Annotated in this window: 17 protein-coding genes; 11 read left to right on the top strand and 6 right to left on the bottom strand. The window is 56.2% G+C overall.

The window, feature by feature from the left end:
* Positions 1 to 80: 80 nt before the first annotated feature.
* Positions 81 to 689 carry an RNA polymerase sigma factor gene (locus FYC48_RS00965; RefSeq protein ID WP_235034007.1) on the bottom strand — a complete coding sequence of 203 codons (609 nt, stop codon included), beginning with the start codon at positions 687 to 689 and terminating at the stop codon, positions 81 to 83.
* The gene (locus FYC48_RS00960) at positions 689 to 2,221 is read right to left on the bottom strand and encodes a hypothetical protein (RefSeq protein ID WP_200836507.1); all 1,533 of its coding nucleotides are present in this window, start codon (positions 2,219 to 2,221) and stop codon (positions 689 to 691) included. Before FYC48_RS00960 ends, FYC48_RS00965 begins: the two co-directional genes overlap by 1 nt.
* Before the next feature lie 73 nt (positions 2,222 to 2,294).
* Between FYC48_RS00960 and FYC48_RS00955 the strand changes: the two genes are divergently transcribed.
* Positions 2,295 to 5,327, top strand: a complete 3,033-nt coding sequence (locus FYC48_RS00955; protein ID WP_149494838.1) for a PVC-type heme-binding CxxCH protein — start codon at positions 2,295 to 2,297, stop codon at positions 5,325 to 5,327.
* Between the two features lie 24 nt (positions 5,328 to 5,351).
* On the opposite strand, the gene FYC48_RS00950 is transcribed toward FYC48_RS00955, so the two are convergent.
* Positions 5,352 to 6,155: a hypothetical protein gene (locus FYC48_RS00950; RefSeq protein ID WP_149494837.1), complete on the bottom strand. Its 804-nt coding sequence runs from the start codon at positions 6,153 to 6,155 to the stop codon at positions 5,352 to 5,354.
* 157 nt (positions 6,156 to 6,312) lie between these two features.
* A complete protein-coding gene (locus FYC48_RS00945) occupies positions 6,313 to 7,554 on the bottom strand; it encodes a DUF1559 domain-containing protein (RefSeq protein WP_149494836.1) in 1,242 nt (413 codons plus the stop codon).
* Positions 7,555 to 7,936: 382 nt separating this feature from the next.
* Here FYC48_RS00945 and FYC48_RS00940 point away from each other — a divergent pair, with 382 nt between their 5' ends.
* From FYC48_RS00940 to FYC48_RS00900, 10 genes are all read left to right on the top strand, one after another.
* Complete coding sequence (locus tag FYC48_RS00940; RefSeq protein ID WP_149494835.1) at positions 7,937 to 9,124, top strand: GspE/PulE family protein; 1,188 nt, start codon at positions 7,937 to 7,939, stop codon at positions 9,122 to 9,124.
* Entirely contained in the window at positions 9,121 to 10,179 is a 1,059-nt protein-coding gene (locus FYC48_RS00935; RefSeq protein WP_149494834.1) for a type II secretion system F family protein, read from the top strand. Before FYC48_RS00940 ends, FYC48_RS00935 begins: the two co-directional genes overlap by 4 nt.
* Positions 10,179 to 11,024 carry a hypothetical protein gene (locus FYC48_RS27535; RefSeq protein WP_160149255.1) on the top strand — a complete coding sequence of 282 codons (846 nt, stop codon included), beginning with the start codon at positions 10,179 to 10,181 and terminating at the stop codon, positions 11,022 to 11,024. Before FYC48_RS00935 ends, FYC48_RS27535 begins: the two co-directional genes overlap by 1 nt.
* A complete protein-coding gene (locus FYC48_RS00930) occupies positions 11,024 to 12,319 on the top strand; it encodes a type II secretion system F family protein (RefSeq protein WP_160149254.1) in 1,296 nt (431 codons plus the stop codon). Before FYC48_RS27535 ends, FYC48_RS00930 begins: the two co-directional genes overlap by 1 nt.
* Entirely contained in the window at positions 12,316 to 12,693 is a 378-nt protein-coding gene (locus FYC48_RS00925; RefSeq protein WP_149494832.1) for a type IV pilus modification PilV family protein, read from the top strand. Before FYC48_RS00930 ends, FYC48_RS00925 begins: the two co-directional genes overlap by 4 nt.
* The gene (locus FYC48_RS00920; RefSeq protein ID WP_149494831.1) at positions 12,693 to 13,208 is read left to right on the top strand and encodes a PulJ/GspJ family protein; all 516 of its coding nucleotides are present in this window, start codon (positions 12,693 to 12,695) and stop codon (positions 13,206 to 13,208) included. Before FYC48_RS00925 ends, FYC48_RS00920 begins: the two co-directional genes overlap by 1 nt.
* A complete protein-coding gene (locus tag FYC48_RS00915; RefSeq protein ID WP_149494830.1) occupies positions 13,205 to 13,615 on the top strand; it encodes a TadE/TadG family type IV pilus assembly protein in 411 nt (136 codons plus the stop codon). The genes FYC48_RS00920 and FYC48_RS00915 overlap by 4 nt, the downstream gene beginning before the upstream one ends.
* A 33-nt stretch (positions 13,616 to 13,648) precedes the next feature.
* On the top strand, positions 13,649 to 14,491 hold the full coding sequence (locus FYC48_RS00910; protein ID WP_149494829.1) for a DUF1559 family PulG-like putative transporter: 843 nt from the start codon (positions 13,649 to 13,651) through the stop codon (positions 14,489 to 14,491).
* Positions 14,488 to 15,363: a hypothetical protein gene (locus FYC48_RS00905; RefSeq protein ID WP_149494828.1), complete on the top strand. Its 876-nt coding sequence runs from the start codon at positions 14,488 to 14,490 to the stop codon at positions 15,361 to 15,363. Before FYC48_RS00910 ends, FYC48_RS00905 begins: the two co-directional genes overlap by 4 nt.
* A gap of 144 nt (positions 15,364 to 15,507) precedes the next feature.
* Positions 15,508 to 16,251, top strand: coding sequence for a basic secretory protein-like protein (locus FYC48_RS00900; protein ID WP_149494827.1), 744 nt, complete (start codon positions 15,508 to 15,510; stop codon positions 16,249 to 16,251).
* A 681-nt stretch (positions 16,252 to 16,932) separates the two neighbouring features.
* On the opposite strand, the gene FYC48_RS00895 is transcribed toward FYC48_RS00900, so the two are convergent.
* Positions 16,933 to 18,171 (bottom strand): Glu/Leu/Phe/Val family dehydrogenase, encoded by a 1,239-nt coding sequence (locus FYC48_RS00895; protein WP_149494826.1) that lies wholly within the window; start codon positions 18,169 to 18,171, stop codon positions 16,933 to 16,935.
* Between the two features lie 52 nt (positions 18,172 to 18,223).
* The gene (locus tag FYC48_RS00890) at positions 18,224 to 19,195 is read right to left on the bottom strand and encodes a zinc dependent phospholipase C family protein (protein ID WP_149494825.1); all 972 of its coding nucleotides are present in this window, start codon (positions 19,193 to 19,195) and stop codon (positions 18,224 to 18,226) included.
* Positions 19,196 to 19,237 lie beyond the last annotated feature (42 nt).

The following is a 19,237-nucleotide window of genomic DNA, read 5'->3' as shown; positions in this document are numbered from 1 at the left end:
TTAACTCACCGCACAATCGCCAATTCAAAAACAGACGACACACGGTTTTGAACTCGCTACAAGAACCATCTGGAAACACGTCAAAAATCGTCCATCCCGTGCAGTTCGTCTTTCAAACGTTGCAGGACTCGTGCGCGAGATTTGTAGACGGCCCATTTGGAAACGCCCATTTGATCGGCGACATCATGGACGTCACGACCGATGATGGTGGTTTCCCAAAACATTGTCCAAGTCCGGTGGTCAAATCGGGTTCGCAGTAGCTCTAACATTCGGGTGCGAGCTGCCTGGGCATCCGACGCTGCGTCGGTGGGCGGTTCGGAGAGTGGCTCTGCCTCAGGAACCTGTCGCATCGCGAGGTTGGCGGCCGTGCCTCCGGCTGCTTCTTCGTGCTGTAGTAAACGCAAATGGTCACGGATCTTGTTTCGCGTGATGGTCCATAGCCAGCCACGAAACGTCGCCCCGTCACGTTGATGATCGAAACGCTGAAGCGCCGACGCGACGGCGCCCAGTGTTTCCTGCATCACGTCGGCCGCATCGGCAGCTTGGCATCCGCTGCGGCGGGCCCACGCATAAATGATCGGTCCGTAAACTTGCGCCAGTTGTTGCCAGCTTTCGGTGTCGCCATTCTGGGCGCGGGCCAGCATCGAACGACTGGTCGACGGTTCTTCAAGAAATGAAGTTTCGGGCATCATTCCAGCTCGGGCGGAACGGAACCATAAGTCCATCCTTCACCGGCAAATTCTCGCGCCGGCGGTCGCGTCGGTTGCGGCTGTGGCTCAAACTGCCCGGCAAGTTCAACGGCGGCATCGACCAACTGGGGGCCCGCGTTGGTTTCCAAATTGCTGTAGCTGGTCAGACGCGTCTCGTAGCCTCCGCCGTGTTCGCCGAACGCTTCCTCGGTCGGTACATAACCGACGCATCCGTTGGCTAGCGAAACGGGAAACGTCAACGGATGCTGACTGCCTTGTTTAATTTTCAATCCCAGTTCAACGAAGAATTCGGCGGGATCGGTCAGCAAGATAGCCGGTCCGATTTGGATTGCTTGCACCTCGGCATCCGCAACGGGGTGTTCTTGTAATTTAGCGTCGAGCAGCAAGACTTCTTTGGCAAATGTCCAGTTCGTCGCGCCGATTTTACCGGGGTTTTGGGCGACTAGCGTTTGGCATTTTGCGACGCGCTCGGGGCTGGGCCTTCGACGGGGAATTTGCAGGACTTTCGAATCGAATCGGACGCGAACCGAATCGGTGCGTGGTTCGCGAAGCAAAACTTTGACCGCCTCGGCGCCGACAGATCCACCGACAAAGCGGGCGGATTCGACGGAGGGGCGAGCCGCATAGGGTGTCACATTTTCGACCTGCGTGACATCACCGGACGCACCGGCCAAGAACACCAGGATGGCTTGGTCACCGAACGTCCCGCGAAGCACTTGTTCGACGAAGTAAATGTAGTTCGCCGAAATACCCGGGGGATTGGTCGTCGCATGGCAGGAGAAGTTGACGAGACAGCCGCGAAGCTGCCCTTCGTTATTCCAAACCCCGATCACGCCGACTTCGGGATCGGTCGGTCCGGCGGGACGAACGATTTCAGGATTACCGGGACGTGGGTGAGTGAACGTCAGTCCGTTCTTCATGCGGAATCGGCGATTGAATGCGACCTTGTCTTCACTGCCACGACCGAAGCTGGCGGTCGATGGCTTTCGTTCGTTGAAAGCTTCGGCGACCGCATCGACCAATTGGTCTTCGACATGTTGCAAATAACCTGCGTTCGCCATCGACGAACGGTTGTACGCCAGGTCCTGGATTGATTCGGGGGCGAAGTCGTATTCCCCCGGATAAATCATTCCCGTCGGACCCGACGAGTGCGAGTGTGTGGCATGGATCAGAACCGCTTGCGGCGCGATGCCGGTGGCAGAACGGATCCGCTCGCGAGCCGCTTGAACCAACGCGCGGCGAACCAGCAAGGCGTCGACACTGACGACGGCACTGACATTAGTGCCATCATCAAAAACCGCCGCGCGAACTTTGCACGGGTCGTGAATCTTGGTGTGATACGATTTCCCGTATCCACCCGGACGTTCCATACCAATCTCAGGAGTGATGTCACGCTCGGCAAAGCCGGCCTTCAGCGGAGGGTTCGCCGCGGCGTTCTCGTCGGCAACGGCTAGCGAGTGAATCATCAAGGCGACGATAATCGCGGACAGCAAAGGTCGATCGTTCAACATTACCAACCACAACAGAAGTAAGATGGACGCTTTTGGTTGGAAGATATCCTAGCAGCATCGATAGCACGTGATCATGCGATTGAGAAGAATTCAACGATCTCGCCAAAGACGCCGAAGTCCTATCGCGGCGTCTCTCACGATCGCCTTGGTGATCTTGGCAGCGCCGGCGACAGAGATCACCGCGACCGATCCGCCAACTGCAGCCGAGCCAACGGCGCAAGCTTCGTCCGCTTTGGAAGTGATCGAAAGCAGTCGAGGCGGGCGACACTGGATCGACGAATCGACCGATCCGCCCAAAACTCCCGAGCAAACGCTGCAATCGTTTTCGATCGAACCCGGATACGAAATCAGCTTATTCGCTGCCGAACCGCTAGTTCGAGACCCGGTCGCAATCTGCTTTGATGCGGCGGGGAAAATGTATGTCGTCGAATACGGTGACTATCCGATTGGTCCCGAAGACGGCGGCGATCCGTTGTCGCGAATTGTGATTTTGCAGGACACCGATGGCGACGGGAAGGCGGATCAACGAACGGTGTTCGCGGAAAAGCTTGATTTCGCGCACAGCCTAATGCCGTATCGGGGCGGGCTGTTGGTCGGCGCGAAGACCAAGGTCCTTCATTTGGTGGATACCGATGGTGATTCAGTTGCCGATCGCACGACAACATTGCTTGACGGGTTCACCCCGGCCCATCCACAAATGCAAGTCGGCAACCCTCGTTATGGCATCGATAACTGGATTTATTTTAACTACGGCCCCGGCGAAGTCACCACGCTTGAGAATGCGGAACAAACCATCAAGTTGCCTCGCAAGGACTTCCGTCTTGACCCAAAGACTATGGCGATTGAGTCCGAACCGGGAATGGGGCAGTTTGGCAACACGGTCGATCGCTGGGGAAACCGTTTCTACTGCACCAATCGAAATCCGATCATCACGACGCTGCTGCCGACGAACGTACTGAAACGGAACCCCTTTTTAGTTATCAGCGATGCTTCGTATGACGTGGCACCATCCGGCGGTGACTCGCGTGTTTATCCCAAGGTCGCGATGAAGAGCAACTACTTGTCACACGCGGGGACTCACACTTCAGCATGTGGGACGACCGCTTATGTCGGGCCGTTGGGTGACCCTTCGTTTCAAAACAGTGTCTTCGTTTGTGAACCGATCGGCCATTTGGTCACCCGCAGCGTCATCGAAGCCGACGGCGTTGGGCTTCAAGCTCGCCGGGCTCAAGCCAAGGCCGACTTCATCGCTTCGACCGACACTTGGTTTCGCCCGTCGAGTCTGGCGACCGGACCCGACGGAGGCTTGTACCTTGCTGACATGTACCGATTGTGGGTGGAGCATCCAAAGTTCTTGCCGCCAGAGATTGCTGCCAAGCTTGATTGGCGTGCCGGCGAGGACCGAGGAAGGATCTATCGCATCGTCCCGAAAGACGCATCGCTCGGACAATACCAGGCACCACAAACGATCGATGATCAGGTTGCGATGTTGGCAAGTGACAACGGCTGGCAACAATTCACCGCACAACGATTGTTGGTCGAACGCGGCGACGCATCCGTGGCGATGAAAGTCACGCCGTACTTAACCCACGCTCGACCGACCACACGAATCCATGCATTGTGGACTCTGCACGGCTTGGGGAAGCTTGACGCGGAACAGCTTCAAGCGATTTGCGAAGACTCCGATTCACGCTGCCGAACGCATGGTTTAAAGGTCGCCGCTTTGGTTGCCGACGCATCACTAAGAGAATCGATCGCGAAAGCCGCCGCCGATGATCCATCGATTCAAGTTCGTTTTCAACTGGCGCAGTTACTGGGCACCTTGCCAGCGGGGAAAGTGCTGACGGAAGTCGGGATAAAACTGGCACGTCAAGACGGAAGCGATCGCCGGTTTGCCGATGGTTGGCTGACATCGATGTCCAGAAATTCTGGAGAGATGCTGATCAGGCTTGCCGGGACAAACGAGGCATCATTTGGTCAAGGTCAAGCCGGCTTGATCAAACGACTTGCCGAAGTCGTGGGGGCTCGCGGCGACCAAGCCGAACTGCGCCGCGTCCTCGATTCACTTGGCCAAGGTGCGTTAAATTCGACTTTTGAATCGGCGGTCCTTTCTGGATTGGCGAGCGGGCTGAGTCGGTATCGCGGGTCGATGGGGCGGTTGTCGCTTGCCCAGCTAATCAACCAGCCACCGGAGTCACTTGCCGAATCCGTAGCCGGTTTGGACCGAATTTTGGAACGCAACCGCAAGCTCGCTGGGGATGATCGTGCGAGTGTTCGAGAACGCATCGCCGCGATTGAGTTGTTGTCTCATCAGTCATCCGAGGCAAACCAGACGTTGTATCTCGGCATCTTAGAAAACCACCCGACGACCGCGATCCAGTCTGCGGTCGTCGCCGCGATCGGTCGATCACCCTCGACAGAAAACGTGCGTGCTTTAGTGGAGCGATGGCAGGACTTGCGCCCGTCGGTGCGACCGGAGGTGCTGACAATTTTGCTACGCCGCCACGAGTCGACCACGATGATGCTGGACGCGATCGGTGCAAAACAAATCAGCGCCGCCGGGTTAAGCCTGGATCAACGTGTGCGTTTACTCAAGCATCCCAACGAAGCGATTCGTTCGTCGGCGACACGCTTGCTGGGAGGTGCGGTTTCCAAGGATCGCCAAAAGGTGGCCAAGACCTATGAAGCGGCGTTGTCGATGACCGCCGATCCCACGGCCGGAAAGCAGGTCTTTGCCAAAGTCTGTGCCTCATGCCATCGTGTCGCCGGGGAGGGACAATTGACCGGTCCCGATTTAACCGACGCCAGCAATCGATCCAAAGCCGCACTGCTGTATGACATCTTGGATCCGAACTCGAAAGTCGAACCGCGGTTCACCGCGTCGACGGTGTTAACGGTCGATGGCGATGTGTTTAGCGGTTTAATCGACCAGGAAGGCGACGAGGCGATCGTATTGAAGATGGCCGAAGGCAAATCGAAAACCATCGGCCGTTCGGAGATCGAGCAGATCAAAGTGAGTGAAGTCTCGTTGATGCCCGAAGGGATTGAGAAAGACATCACGCCACAACAAATGGCCGACTTGCTAGCGTTTCTGACCGGCCGTTAAGCCAATCGAGTTCGCGCTGCCTGACTAGACACGCTGGAAGTTCAAGCCGTCTTTGTTGGCACCTTCCAGGGTGAACTTGAAACCGTTTCCGCTCGGAACGAAGGTACCGACCATCTTTTGCAGGTCGTTCGAACGAACCAGAGTGAGCTTTCCTTGGTCGATACGGTACTGCCCCGAAAATGACTTGGGTGTTCCGTCACGGTTGACCGTCCAAGTGAACGTGCCGTCATTTCCAAGCTGCAGGTTCACCGCGATCGAACTCGGCAAGGTCGCTTCAAACGTTCCGACGTGCCCCGGTGCCGTTTGCGGCGGTGCTGCAGATTCGGTGGAGACTTGTGCGGCGTTTGTCGACGTTCCTGCCAACGCGGCGAGTGCTGCCAGGGCCGACGTTTCGGCGTCTTGAGCGGGCTTTGTTGCGTTTGACTGCGGTGTCGGGGCAGCCTGCGAATTGGGACGCGACTGCGAAGTCACCGGCGAAGACGTGGGTACGCTTGGAGTGCTCGCGGACTGCGCCTGCGTCACTGCCGATTGCTGGATCGCCGGTTGCTGGATCACTTGCTGCGGCGTCTGTTGTTGGACCGGGGCAGCCTGGATCGGTGACGCCGTTTGGACTCGGCCTTGTGAATAACCGTATTGCTGGGCGTGGGCATAGGTCGGCGTTTGATAGTACTGCGTGCGAGCCGGTGTGTAATGGGACGCATATCCGGCGGTGTAGGCGTTTCGGACGCGAGGCCGCGAGCCTCCGCAAGCCAAAACCGGGGCGGCGGCGCCCAGTGTCGTGGAAGCGATGGCGGTTGCGACGAGGGCTCGTTTGATGACGCGTTTCATGATTCGACCTGCGTTTGGCGTGTTATATTTGTCGCGGAGCGACGGTGACAAACAGCCAAGCGGGGACGGCAGCGAGGTGTTACCAAAAAGACAAAACTTTTTGGCTCACGCAGATCAAATTGCGTCAAACGCGAGGAATTTCAGTGAACCGAAACGATTACAGGTTCAGTTCCTCGTCGACGATTTCTTGTTGGTCACGTGTTCCCAGAGACCCCCACAAACCAAAATTACTTGGTTTTCCTGGGGCTTGCAGCCCTTCGCCGCCCAGAACAATGGTCGCCGATTCGTAGCCGTTGTCGATCGAGTTGGTCATGAACACCACGGCCCCGTCGGCGAGGGAAAGGTGGGTTCCGCCTTGGTGTCGACTGCTTGCCGTGACCGTTCCGACGGTCGTCGAGTCACCGCCGAAACAGAGCCCTGAGTTCGGCGGCAAAATGGTGTTGAACGACGTCATCAGCGGCATCGAATCCGCCCAGCGAAAGCCACGCCCTTGGGCAGCGTTGGTCGGTGTCGTGACGCCACCGGTGCTCCAGAAATGTGGTCGATTGACATCCGTTTGCCGCTTGCAGAAATTCGCATCGGCCAGCACCCCAGTTTGCCAACCGTTGTTGATCGACGGAACGGTGCGGGTATCGGAGTCGCCCAGATCGGTGCAGACTTCGCCCAAAAGGATCGTGTTAGATAAACCGTCATGAATGTCTTCCAAGCGAGTGATCATTCGAGGCACGAACGCCCCACGGCCGGTCGCTTGCATCTGCGTTTCGCCACTGGGAGCCCATTTGTTTGCTTCGTAGCGCCACATGCCTTGGTCAAGCCCTTCGATCGCATCGCCGATACACGCCGCATAGTTCGTTCGTCCAAAACCTGGACTGCCGATCCCTGGGTCCGAGGGGCAGCGGTACAGTGGGATTTCAACCAACCACGGCGAATACGATTCCAGTGACGGGCTGGGGCCCATGCTCGGATAGGGATGTTGGGGCTCGTCCTCAAGCATATCCATCCCATAGTCCATCATTCCCAACCCGGTGTTTTCGTCAAGCGCGTCACCACCGGGCGGCATGCCAACGTACTCGCCTGTGATCGTTTCCCAGGTCGCGACTTGTCCGACGAAGGGCGTGATCGAAACGAGAAAGCTGAGTCTGAATTGGTTGGTCGTGTTGGGATCGTTGGCGTGATTGAATGTGCCGGTCCCATGAGGCGGCAACAGATCGAACGCGGCGTGGTACTGAGAAACACCGAGTGTCACCTGGCGCAGATTGTTGCTGCAACTCATTCGCCGCGCCGCCTCGCGAGCCGCCTGAACGGCGGGTAATAGCAGCGACACCAGCACTCCAATGACCCCCACGACCACAAGCAACTCGAGGAGCGTAAATCCGTTATGCTGATGGCAACGTTTCATAGCGTTTCATTCTGGCGAGAAACAAAAGATTCACTTCGGTTCGTTTTTCTTAAACAAATTCGACACCGTCGTGAATCGTTAGCATTGGTGTTTGGCAGATGCGCCGACGCGTTGACTTTGTTTAGTTAATTTGCAATTTTCACGCCGAAGCATTCATCGCTACCAACATAACGGCTGGCAGCGGATCGCTGGCCAAGAACCGATCCAAAAATTGACGCACTCTGCTCTACTAAGCAATGCCGCTCGTTGGTGCACTCACCTGTTGGTGCCCAGTGGGCGGCGCTACGTGTTGCGGCGATTGGCGTCGGCGGCTTGACGCTTAACGCTATCGGCTGAAACGTTTCAGGTTGGTTCTAGAGTAAGCTTCTTTTTTTAACGAACGATGCAGCTTTCCTTGGCTCCCTTTAAACGCGCGACCGGCGATGCTTCGTTCGCGACCGAGATGGTCAAAGATTGTTTGACGGCCGCGCTCGATTGTGGTGCCAGCGACGTTCATCTTCAGCCTCGGCGTGATTGTTGGGAAGTTTCGTTTCGAATCGATGGCGTACTTCATCTCGCGCGAACGTTCGAACGTCACCCGGAAACCGATCCGGTCACAAGATTGATGGCGCTGGCAAACATGCCAACGTACCGCGGCGGTGCTCCCCAAGAAGGCGCGCTCCGTTGGCAACACGCCGACGGAAAGACGCGTGAAATGCGATTGGGGATCTTCCCCACCGTCCACGGCAACCGCGCGGCGATCCGGGTGATGGAACATTGTCAATCGTTTCGGCAACTCGAGAAACTTGGGCTGGATACTGTTACGCGAAGCGAATTGGAAGCGGTGTGCCATGCCCGAGACGGTTGGTTATTGGTCGCCGGGCCGGCCGGTAGCGGCAAAACCACGACACTTTACGCATGCTTGTCCCACATCGCGAATGCGGACACGCACCGTAGCGTGCTGACAATCGAAGACCCAATCGAATCGGTGATCGATTCGATCAGCCAAAGTCAAGTGCAGCATGGTGGCGGCTTGACGTTGGCAGCCGCCATGCGTGCTGCGGTCCGTCAGGACGCCGAGGTGTTGCTGGTCAGCGAGATTCGTGACGTCGAAACCGCCGAAACCGTCTTGATGGCTTCGATGACAGGGCACCTCTGTTTTTCATCGACTCATGCCGGTTCGATCGGCGCCACGCTGCATCGACTAGTGCAAATGAAGTTGCCGACCTATGCGATCCGAAGCGGGTTACGTGCGGTTCTATGCCAACGACTGCTTCGCCGTTCGTGCGATCAGTGTGACGGAATAAAAACGGCATCCGAGCGTGGCCCTGCAAACGCAAACGCTTGCCCCGGTTGTCACGGCACTGGATACCGGGGCCGACTTCCGGTCGCCCAGCTCGTCGATTTTCAATCGCATCGGGTCGGAGCAGAATTGTTCGACGCGCTCGATCAACATCGCTCCGCTGATGATCTGAACCGTTTATTGTCTGAATCCGGAAACGCAACGCTCTATGATCGTGCGATGGAGCTAGCTGACGCGGGGCTAACCGATGCCGAGGAAGTGTTTCGAGTGATGGGGAGGCAGTCATGACGACACAGATGCCACGACTTGATGACGAATCGTTCGCAATGTTGCTCGACGAGGTTTCCGCAATGGCGGCGGCCGGTCGATCCGTGATCGGCGGACTGGCCGAGCTAGACGATCGCTCGTTAGGAAAGCTGGGCCGGGCGGCTCAACTGGTACGTGCCCGATTGATCCAAGGGGCGCCCATGGCGGATGCGATCGCCTCACTTTCAGGTTCCTATCAAACCCCGGTACGGTTGGCGATCGAGACGATGTCACGGACCGGGTCGACCGAGCCGGTTCGCGAGACGGTTCGCTTGATCCGTGAAGCCAACGAAGACCGTCGCCGGTTTCGCCTAGCCGCGATCAATCCGACGATCAACGTGATTCTGGCCGCTTTGGTTGCGTTCTTCGTCCTGCCGTTGATCTTGATCACAACGGCCGAATTGGAACCGATCAAGTCCCGATTGTCTCCGACCGGTCTGGAGATTGGGCGTCTTTTCGCTCGCAATTTCGCCCTGTCGGCCGTAGCGACCTTGGCCGCCGTTGGTGTTCTGACGGGGCTTTTGTATTGGGCCTTTCGGCGGATCAATCATGCTCAAAAAGAGTATCAAAACGATGCCACATTCTGCCGTTGGTTGGCCCTGCAGATTGACCCGCCACACACCGACGCGAATCAGCATCAACAGGCTGCGATGACAGAACGGTCCGGCTTGGCGCAAGCGATCGAAACCTCCGCGACCGTCATCGGGGAAGGCTATGCACAGCAGTGGCAGCCGACGGCGAAAGCAGTTGCGGCGGGGGCGGTGACGGAGCCATCACTGGCGATCCCCAAGGACGCGCCCGACCTACTGCGTCAATGCGTTGTCGAATTGGCAACGGGGCAGCGTTCGCCGACTGCCATCGGAATCGATCTTCGCCGAGTCGCCGAGTTCTACGCCCAAAAGGCTCGTCGTTACCGATCGTGGTGGGTCGATTTTGTCTTGCGAGCGATTTCAATCGTCCTGATGCTGGGCGTGATTTTCATACTGATCCGCTCGATTTGGCTTCCGCTTTCAGAGGTGCTGGAGGTCATGGTCTGATGAACGAAAATACCGTCAATGACAGTTCGATGAATGCCCCGGGCGGACCCAACTACCTTGATAGTCCCGCTTGCCAAGCCGAGATGCAGATGTGGCAAAGCATCCGAGATGACACGCGCCGGCAATTGACGAAGGTGACCACGTTGGGGTTTTTCTACGTATTGGCGGCTTTGGCGGTCGGCGGCTATTTAATGCAAATCATGCAGCAAGCGGCCCAATATTTCGCCCAAATATCGGGATGGGAATGGGTACCGATTGATGCCTCGTGGATGACATCATTTATTTGGGGATATGCGTTGTTCGCCGTGGTTGCGGTGGCCGCCTATCTGATCGGTCAGCTTTTGATATGGGATCGTTTGCCGTCGTCGCTATACACCATCTGTAGTTGGGTCCCATGGGTGGGGTCGACCATGCGTGCGATCGCGTTGGGAGAGTGGTGTCAATCGATTTATACGTCAGTGTTGGAAGACCGCCCTTACGCGTCGGCACTGGGCCATGCTTCTGAATCGATTCGCAATTCAAGTCTTCGTTATTGGTCGGGGGTGATCGCCAGGCGGATGGAAGGTGGACAATCGCTTGCTCTTCTTATCACGACGTCCCCGATCCGCGACCAGCCAGTCTGTGCGACGTCGGTGTTCCTCGCTGGCGATCATTCGAAACAGGATTCGATTCGGATATGGCGACGGGCGACCGTGGAGTGTCATCAATTGGCTCAATCGCGTTTGGGGCGAACGACGCTTTTTGTTTCGGTGACCTGTTTGTTGATTTCGGTATTGCTGGCAGGGCTGGCGTTGTTCTTGACCGGAAAGTACATGCCAACGATGTGGCAGGCGTTTACGTACTGATGGATAACCTACACTTTATTGCGTTGGGATCGACAGTCGTGTTGGCGATGCTCGCCGGGACGTTGCGATCATTGAAAGGCAACTTGATTTACCGCCCCATACATCAAGCACGTTTCGTAGCGTCGCGGTGCGTGGGAGTCTTGGAGGGCTTTCTGTGGTTTTTGTGCATCGCCTCTCTGCTGGGTTTGGCGCCGCATCCGGTCGCCGTGGTCATTGTGTTCATGATCGTCGCGTCGGTGATTTCATCGTTCGCCATTCGCTACCGCGAAGAGCGGCGTTCGCTCAATCGTTGGCTACGTTTCGCGGGTGACCAACGGGTCGCATTGCCAGAGTTTTTGGACCGCTTCGCCGATGGTTGCCGCAGCGGGATCGCTCGGCGTGCAAAGTATTGTGCGTGGCGAATGGTGATCGGCGAAGACTTGGGGAAAGCCATTCGTCGTTCCAAGTTGCCCGTCGATGCCGATGCGGTTGCGGCTTATCTTTTTCCGGATTCCGAACACCCGCCAATGACCGCTACGGACCGTTCGCCGGTGAGTACGCAACAGGAGATCCAGCGAGATTACGAAGCAGCCCAGTCATCGATCAGATCGAATCAACAATTGATTTACATTGTCGTGACGTTCGTCGTCATGGTTTTCGTCGCCGCGTTTGTGCGGAACTTCATCGTTCCGACGCTGGACCAAATGCAGGAGGAGTTTTTCGACGGAGCGTCACATTCACCGTCGTATTTCTTAAACGATTGGCTGCAACTTTCGGAAACGCTCGGATACTTATGCTTGGTCTTGATGGGCATTCTGGGAGTCTTGGTCCTGCTATCGCCCTGGCTGCCGCGGGCGGCTCTGCGTTGTATTCCGTGGTTCGGCGTTCGGGTCATTGACCGTCGGCGAGGCGAGTTTCTTGAGTCGCTAGGCCGGGGGCTTGCGGCCGGTCAAGCCGAAAGCGAACTATTGAAAACATCCGCCAATATTGCGAAGAGCCATTGGATCCGAGTCGCATCATCGCGAGCGATCTTAATGCTCGTCGACGGTGTCACTGCCGTCACCGCACTTTGCCGAACCGGCTTGGTGACCGAAAAGGAAAAGGTTTGGCTCGCGAATGCTGAAAAAAACAGCAATCTTCCGTCCGCATTGATCCAACTTAAAGATGACTTGCAACGCCGACAAACGTATCGATGGAATCTGCGGATGGCTTGGTTCTTGCCACTGGCGACGATGTTGATCGGGGCCTTCATTTTTCTCCATGCGTTCTACATGTTTCACGTCCTGTGTACCTTGATCGGGAGGATGGCGGTATGAGGCGAAACGAGCTACCACGACACGTCCGCCGACGCGGAATCATGATGCTAGAGGCTTTGATCGCGGCCACATTTTTTGCCGTCACGATGGGGCTCGCCCTTAAGATTCATCAGCAAAGCACCAGCTTCGATCATGCCCGTTATGAGCAGTTGGCGACACGGTTTCAATTGGAAAACGTCGCCGAACGAATTGCCGGATTAGCGGATGACACGTTTGCCGATGAAGCCGCGAAGATCGCCGAGGCAGACGGATTGGAGTGCAAGATCGAAACGTTCGAGGCCGAACCCTACGGCGGAACTCACGTGACCTTGGCGAGCAACGCCGGTGGATTGCGTTTGACTCATCACGTGTGGCGACTGCAGGAGGCGGATTGATGCGACGAAAAGAATCGAATCGGCGGCCGACAAGGGCGGCGTTCACACTGATCGAAATTTTGGTGGTGATGTCCGTCCTATCATCGGTAATGGGCGGAGCGATCGCCCTGACGATCGTGATGCAACAAAGTTTGAAACAGTCGGACGAAAACCTAGTCGCCCGTCAGCAACTGGTACGTTTTGCCGACGACTTTCGAAATGACTTCCATCGGGCCCAGCGACATCGTTTTCAATCAGGGACACTGACGCTTGAATTCGGTGACGAACAACCTGAGGTGGTTTACCAAATCGATTCAAGCTCGATTTCCCGGATGGTTGAGTCAGATGAGACAAAAAAGAAACGCCAAGATTCTTACGTCTTCGGTGCCTCGTTTGCGATCGAACCAATGTCAACTGAGAAAGCCGGCACGTTCGGCTTTCGGGTCACCGATTCCCAAAATCGTCAGTCCGGCCAGCGTCGATCCGTCCAGCGACCCGAGTTCGAAATCATCGCCGTCCGAAGGCTAAGCCAATGACGTCACACATCGCAAAATCGCAGCGATTGCGGCTACACCGCGTGTGCTGTCGTTTCCGCCATGATCGGCGCGGAATCGTAGGGATCATGTTTGTGGTCGTCTTCTCGTTGCTGATCGGGACGTTCGTGTTGGCCCTCGGACGGAGGTCACTCGCCGAACACCAGCGTGACGTTCGGCGGCAAACGATTCGCTTGCTGGAATCGGCGATCAAAAGTGCAGAACAAATTGAGGTGCCGGTCGAACAAGAAATTCGCCTACCGGTTGATCAAACATCAGACGAATGGATCGAAGTCCGCTTGCTCGACGATTCCGATGAACGACGGCGCTACCGGGCGACCCATCGGCGGGGTGATCGCATCGGGATGTCCATTACACGTTCGGAAAGCCGTTCGGTAGGCGGCGAGTGATCTACGGATCGAACACCATTGAGGTGAGCTATTATGTTTAAAAATTGTCGCGCGTTTACCCTGGTCGAGCTACTGGTGGTGATCGCCATCATTGGAATCTTGGTGGGCATAATGGCCCCCGCGCTTCAAGCGATGCGAGAATCGGCCCGACGGACCCAATGCCAGTCAAACCTCATCTCGATTGGACTGGCAATGCAAAGCTACCACGATCGCTGGTCGCAATTTCCGATGGGGACGATTGCCGATTCGGGACCGATTCGCAACGAGCCTTCGGGAAGCCATCACAACTGGCTGGGACGACTCACTGAGTTTTTGGACCAACCGGTGATCGCGGCAAACATCGATCGCTCGGTCAGCATCTATGACGAAAAGAACGCCGATGTCTTGGCGTTGAGCTTCCCCGGTGTGCGATGTCCGTCGGACGTAGGCGTTGTGGCAAACGCCAGCAGTTACGTCGGGCTTCATCACCCGACGGCCAAGCCGATCGAAGAGTCTGATTGGGGGATGTCTGTGCTTAACCAAGCCCTCAATCGTGAGGACGTCTTGGATGGCTTGTCCAATACGGTATTTGTTTCCGAGAAGATTACGACACTCGGTGATTTGGGATGGCTTAGCGGAACTCGGGCGACGCTAAGAAACACCGGCGGCGGAATCCAAACGGATCTACCCGAACAAGTGCTGGAAGTGACCGAAGTTGGAACGATTGGCAGCCGGCACCCCGGAGGCGCGCACCTGTTATTCGGTGCCGGTGAAGTCCGCTTTCAAACCGAAATGACAGACCAACGAATTCTCGAACAACTTGCCGATCGCCGTGACGGTCAACTACCGCTGCAGTTCATGTCGATTGATCAGCAGCGTCGACAAAGCGTTCAATGAGTGCCAGCGACTCTAACTCCGTTGGACGCAATGACGTCGACGGAGTGTTCCTAGGCTGGGCATTTCTTTGGTCCTTGGTACTAATGATCACGGTCGCGGCCATGCTTGCCGGGGACCGGGCAACCGATCTCCCCATGCAGCAACAGTTTTCAGTCGGGCTCGCGTTAGGAGGGCTATCGGCAATCTGGGCGGCCATCGGCTCGTGGGTCAATCTGATCGAACTTCCGGCGATCGGCAACGCGATCGCCGGAGAAGACCAACCGAGAGACACAGAGCCGGTCGATTCCAAGCCCGTTCGTCAACCGCAGCAACGGCATGCGGCACGCTTCCAAGTCGGCGCGATCTTAGTCTTGTCGGTTGTCGCAATGGGATTTGCGATCCGCCATGATCCACAGTCGATCGCACAGGTAGCGCTCGCGGCACTGTTTGCCGTTGCCATCGTGGTCGTCGTGATGCAATGGACAGGACGTCGATTGCACCGTGGGCTCGTCGGAGAAACGGGGCAAAGAAGCATTCGCCAGATCATGCACCTGACGACAACGATCGCGCTATTGGTTGCCATCTTTAAACTCACCAATGACAAAATCGGGCTTTCCGATGAACTGTTCGCGATGGTTGTTTCGCTGGGGGGGCTCTGGCTTGCCTTGATGTTCCTGTTGCTAGGACGTTATTGGTGGCTATTGTTTATCTCGGTCCCGTTGTTGGTAGTTCAGTTGATGGCGATTTCCTTTTTCTTCGATTCTCAAAGTCGGAATTTGGAATCCGACCTGTCTCGCTTCAGCGGAACCGTTGTAGGATTTTATGTCTTGGCGATTCTGGTGCTCGGACTGATGCGTTCGAGTGGACACCGTTGGTTTGGCCGCCGCCGCTGAAAACCTTTCCGAAGGTTCTTTTTCGACGAAACATCGGTGCGTTCGACTGCTCGGTCTCCGGCTGGCTTGATAGTTCCATTTCGAATTGAACTCTGGCTGAATCGACAACTGCGTTTACCCATCTGACGAACGATCGATACGACCATGCGACGGAACTGTTTGATGCGATTCTTTTTGATTTGGATGCTCACCGGCTCGGCCTTGTTCACACTGCGGGCCCAAGAAGCCACAACGGTTCCGCAGGCCCAACAACTTGAACGCATCGACACGCTCGAAATCGATGATCGCTATACGATTCAATTTGACACCACTGAGACACCCGACCTACGACCTTGGGTGCGGAAAGAGTTGATGCCAGTTTGTCGTCAATGGTATCCCAAGATCATCGAAATGCTGCCCAGCGAAGGCTTCAATGCACCCACCGAAGTGAAGGTGACATTCAAGGCTGACATGGATGGTGTTGCCTACGCGTCGGGGACTCAAATTACGGCGGCAGGTCCGTGGTATCGGCGACAACTCCAAGGCGAAGCTCTCGGTTCGATCGTGCACGAGCTTGTCCATGTCGTCCAACAATACCGAAACCGACGAGGTCGCCAGCGCAACCCGAGCTGGATGGTCGAAGGCGTCGCCGACTACATTCGCTGGTTCCTATACGAACCAGCCAAGAATCGGCCGCGAGTTGACCCGAAGCGATCCAACTACGACGACAGCTACCGTACGACGGCCGCGTTTCTGGACTATGCCGTCCGACAGCATGATCCTGAGTTGATTCGAAAGTTCAACGCAGCAATGCGGGAGGGAACCTATACCCCCGATCTGTGGGATCGATGGACCGGCCATTCTGCTAAAGCGATTTGGTCGGAGTATGTAGAGACATTACAGAACTGAGATTCTGGAGAATTGGTCATTCACCGATCAATCGTCCTTTGGTTGCAATCGCCATCAGAACGATGTCATCCCCCCTAGGTTCGGAGGTGACTAGCTCATCCGAATGGTAGGGCGGGGAGTAAAAAAGAAAGAATCCGTATTTTCGGACGGGTTCAAGCGACGGCTTTCGCGATTAGTTTGGTGGCAGGTCTATGAACCGCGCCTTTCCCCAATAACTGTGTCTTGACGATGCACGGGCGTAGTCCCACCTCCTTTTTTCGGTACGAATGTCGAACTCAGCTGACTTGATCCAACGCAATCGAGAGCCCGAGCCACGGGCCTCGTCGCGCGCAGCTCGGCGTCAGCGCTGGCACTCTCGTCGTCGGCGTCGCGAGCTCTTTTTCTTTTGTCTGTTAAACATCTTGGCAATTTTGGCGATCATTGGATTCGTCATGTCCTATCGCCATGTCGCCAGGACCTACCAACCCGTCGACCCGGGGATCATTTTCGGCGAGATTTAGTGCAGGTTGGTTTGGTCGCACGTGAATCGGTTCGCCACGGTGAAGGTTAAAACCGTCGCGATCATCGCGTGATCGATCCAACAACGGTCGTTGCCAACCCATCAGCCGCCACGCGATAGCGTGCGGTTCATACAGCATCGGTAACCGCGAGCTAACGCTCTGCGGCTGATCATGGTGGAAGCTATCGCCCAGCCAGTTCGCTCGCTCGGCGAACCCGCGAAATGCCGATCATGAACGCCGCGTCCCGTAAGGAGATTTCACGTTCGTGGGCGGTTTGCCAAACGTTTTCGAAGGCATCTGAAAGGGTTCGATCCAGTTCCTGGCGAACTCGATCAAGGCTCCAGCGGTAGTGCTGCCGGTTTTGTACCCATTCAAAATAACTCACCGTGACGCCTCCGGCGTTGGCCAAAATGTCCGGCAAGATCGTGATACCACGGTCGTTAAGGATCACATCTGCGTCGGGATCGATCGGGCCATTTGCGGCTTCGATGATCGCCTTAGCTGAAATCTGGTGGGCGTTTTCTTCGGTGATCACTCCGCCGAGTGCGGCGGGGATCAAAATATCGACGTCTTTGAGTGTAAGTAGGGCATTGATCGGTAGGACGTCGCAACGGTCATAACCTTCCAACAAACCCTGGGGATGTTCCAACTTGTGGTGGAACACAGATCCGATGTCCAAGCCTTTTTCGCAGTAATAGGTTCCGGATATATCGCTCACGGCAACGATCGGAAACTGTGATTCGGCGAGGAATTTCGCCGCGTGTGAACCGACATTTCCGAAACCTTGGATCGCCACTCGGGACTGTTCGGGTTTCATGCCCAACCGTTTGGCCGTTTTTACCGTGAGTGATCCGACGCCTCGACCGGTCGCTTCTTCACGCCCTTTGGCGCCGTACTCTTCGACCGGTTTGCCGGTGATAACGGCGGGGTTGAATCCGTGGTACTTTTCCCATTGGTTTCTGAACCAAGCCATGACACGAAAGTCGGTGCCCATGTCGGGTGCGGGGATATCGGTATCGGGGCCGATGATGTCATGAATTTGATCGACGAAGGTTCTCGTCAATCGTTCTTTTTCGCGAAGCGACAGGGAACGAGGGTCAACACCGATGCCGCCTTTGGCACCACCGTAGGGCAGATTCACCACGGCGGTCTTCCAGGTCATCAAACTTGCCAGCGAACGGGTTTCATCCAAGTCGACTTCGTGGTGATAGCGCAACCCACCTTTCATCGGCCCCCGGCTTTTATCGTGTTGCACGCGGAAGCCGACAAAGTTGGCCAGTGATCCGTCGTCACGTTCGATTGTCACTTGCACTTGAACTTCGCGTTGCGGCATCAGCATCGATTCACGAACCCCCATATCCAGGTCTAGGTGGTCGGCCGCCCGGTGAAAGAATCGTCGAGTCGCGTCAAAGGCTTTCATGTGACTGTCTTAGGAAGATGAGAAGGACGACGGAGAAAAATACCAGCGGTGTTCAAGCGGCGCGTTGAGCGACCGGCTGATCGGTTGCGATGGTCCGTAGTTGGCGTTCGAGACGATAGACTTCGATCACGCGTTGCTTGATGTCAATTTCAGCCGGCAACGATTCGGTCAACCTTCCTTCAGAACGACTTTCACGAACGATCGATTTTACGGCGCCGCGATCGGACGCGTTTTTGACAAGCGATTTGACCAAACCGATCGGGGCGGTGACGGCAGCATGACATCGCGCGATCGTCGGGTGACAATTGGGCAATGGGTATCCGATGTACGATTCCGCCTCGGCGGCAGCCCGATCGAGGACCGCCGCAATCAGGGTCAACGAGATTGCGAACAACTCGGCAAAGATTTCGATCGAATCCTGGTCGAGACCAAAGTCGCCGGGCCGGAAGGCGTCCTTGAGACGATATCGTTGTGTCAATAAGTCCGCGTGCTGCGATGCTCGGTGGGCCGCATGCAACATCATCGATCCCAGCCAAGCCGGATCATCGGCCAAGGTCAGATTCACTTCGATTCGTTGGCGATCACAACACGCGAGGATCTGTTCGTAATTCCTCGTCACACTCCACTCGAGTGGTCGATGGATAATGGCTTCACGCGGATCGCTGATGGTATGCAGCGGCTGGACAACGTCACTGACGTAATGCGTGAGCACTCCGGCGGCATGGGCGGCGCTGATAAAATTTTCCTTGCGAAGCGATTTCTGAAGTCGCCGATACCACTGATGGGCAACCCTCGGAGCGCCTCCCCATCCGCCATCGCGGACGTGGACCAGATGATTGTGAAAGTCGCGAAAACGCACGTCCGGATCGACCGCCCCACGCAAATAGTGTGGGTAATATCGCAATAGCCACTTCGCCAAGCGTTTACCGGCATCTGTTCGAAGATGCGACAGGGCATCGATGGCAAACCGATGGTGCGTGGACCGGCAGTGAAGTTGTCGAATCAGACGACAGGTCGGATCCATCAATGTTGTAGCTCCGATTCACAGGGACCTTGTTCCGGCGAT

This window comes from Roseiconus lacunae (genome assembly GCF_008312935.1).
Taxonomy (GTDB): Bacteria; Planctomycetota; Planctomycetia; order Pirellulales; family Pirellulaceae; genus Stieleria; species Stieleria lacunae.
This window is presented reverse-complemented; position numbering and strand designations above follow the sequence as displayed.